Raw genomic sequence first — 1,927 nt, 5'->3', positions numbered from 1 at the left:
GAAGAAGGGTCGGTGGGAGCCGGAACCGGGGCTACTGTTGGTAAGGTTTTTGGCATGGCACATGCTATGATGGGCGGGATTGGTACTGCCTGCTTTACTGCGGGTGAATTAATTGTGGGGGCTATTGTTGCGGTTAACTGCCTGGGTGATGTAGTTAATCCGGCTAATGGACAGATTGTGGCCGGCGCCTTCCAAGAGCAGCCGTTTGCCTTTTTGAACTGTGAAGAGAGAATGCTTACAGCAGTACAGGAACCAGTTAATCGGTTTGCCGGTAACACTACCATTGGTACGGTTGTTACTAATGCTATTCTGACCAAAGCGCAAGCCACTAAAGTTGCTTCCATGTCGCATAATGGTTACGCCAGGGCTATTCGTCCGGCACATACCCTGTTTGATGGTGACACGATTTTTACTTTGGCAACAGGTCAGGTATCAGCCGATATCAATCGCGTCGGTGTCCTGGCAGCAAGGGCGGTAGAGCAGGCTGTGCTGCGGGCAGTTACTTGTGCAACCCCGTTAGCTGGGTTTAAAGCATTTCAAGATATAGCTGCTTTAACTCGTAACTGTACAGGGTGAGTTAAGGGTAGCTTAATAAAAAGGCGAGATTGCACGCCATAGGATGGCAATCTCGCCTTTGAATATTATCCGGAACATGTTATGATAAGCGCGCTTTTACAAACCGTTCAATGCGTTCTAAGGCGGCGGTAAGGTTGGCGATGGATGATGCATAAGAGCAGCGGATAAAGCCTTCGCCACTTTCGCCAAAGGCATCGCCGGGAACTACTGCTACTTTTTCGGTGCGCAGCAGTTCTTCGGCAAATTGCAGTGAGTTTAACCCGGTTTCTTTAATGGAAGGGAAGATGTAAAAAGCGCCTTTGGGTTCAAAACAGCTAAGCCCCATACTGCGCAGTCCTTTCACCATCAGTTGGCGGCGGCAGTTATATTCAGCCACCATTTTTTCCATGTTGGTCTTGCCGTTACGGAGCGCTTCGATGGCCGCAACTTGAGCGGTGATGGGGGCACATAGCATGGTATATTGATGAACTTTATTCATTGCGGCAATAAAGTCAGGATTGGACAAGGCATAGCCGATACGCCAGCCAGTCATGGCATAGGCTTTGGAAAAACCGTTTAGGAGTATGGTCCGGTCACGCATATCCGGCAGACTGGCAAAACAGGTATGGGTACCTTCATAGGTGAGGTCACCATAAATTTCATCAGAGATAACAATCAGGTCATGCTTTTTGGCAAATTGGGCAATAGCAGCTAGTTGTTCTTTGGGCATAATGGCGCCAGTCGGATTGTTAGGATAGCCGATAAGAAGGATTTTGGTGCGGTGAGAAACCAGTTTTTCCAGTTGCTCTACCGTGACGCGAAATTCATGTTCCATACTTGTCGGCACAGGTACAGGGGTGCCGCCGGCCAGCATGACACAGGCTTTATAAGAAACGTAACAGGGCTCAGGAATGAGTACTTCGTCTCCTGGACCTATCAGGGCACGAATAGCCAAGTCAAGGGCTTCACTGACACCGACGGTAACTAATACTTCTTTACGGGGGTCATAACGGACATCATAGTTTTCATACATCATGCGAGTAATTTCTTCGCGGAGTTCCAACAGACCATAGTTAGATGTATACGACGTATAACCTTTGTGCAGGCCATGAACACAGCTTTCTCTGATATGCCAGGGCGTAACGAAATCAGGTTCGCCGACACCTAGGGATATAACCCCTTTCATTTCGGCGGCAATATCAAAGAATCTCCGGATGCCGGAGGGAGGAATGGCTCTAACATTAGGTGAAATGCGTTCAGCCCAACTCATGGCGACACCACCAGTCGATGATCTTCTTCGCGGTCGTCAAGGATAAAACCGGCATATTTATACGGTTTAAGCATAAAGTGGGTGGATGTGCTGAGAACACCG

2 protein-coding genes and 1 pseudogene are annotated in these 1,927 nt (G+C 48.7%); 1 reads left to right on the top strand and 2 read right to left on the bottom strand.

The features are described 5' to 3' along the window. The coding region (locus tag AC29Z1_RS10635; RefSeq protein ID WP_488271439.1) for a P1 family peptidase at positions 1-576 on the top strand (576 nt) is incomplete at its 5' end. 79 nt (positions 577-655) lie between these two features. On the opposite strand, the gene AC29Z1_RS10630 is transcribed toward AC29Z1_RS10635, so the two are convergent. Continuing rightward, positions 656-1,825, bottom strand: coding sequence for an aminotransferase class I/II-fold pyridoxal phosphate-dependent enzyme (locus AC29Z1_RS10630; RefSeq protein WP_488271438.1), 1,170 nt, complete (start codon positions 1,823-1,825; stop codon positions 656-658). After that, positions 1,822-1,927 (bottom strand): annotated as a pseudogene (locus tag AC29Z1_RS10625) (Lrp/AsnC family transcriptional regulator); the annotation flags it as partial. The gene AC29Z1_RS10630 and the pseudogene AC29Z1_RS10625, both read right to left, overlap by 4 nt.

Source organism: Sporomusa sp. (assembly GCF_057736855.1).
This window is presented reverse-complemented; position numbering and strand designations above follow the sequence as displayed.

Coding starts and splice junctions, on each gene's coding strand:
- AC29Z1_RS10630 (WP_488271438.1), bottom strand. CDS start 1,825: ATGAGTTGGGCTGAACGCATTTCACCTAATGTTAGAGCCATTCCTCCC.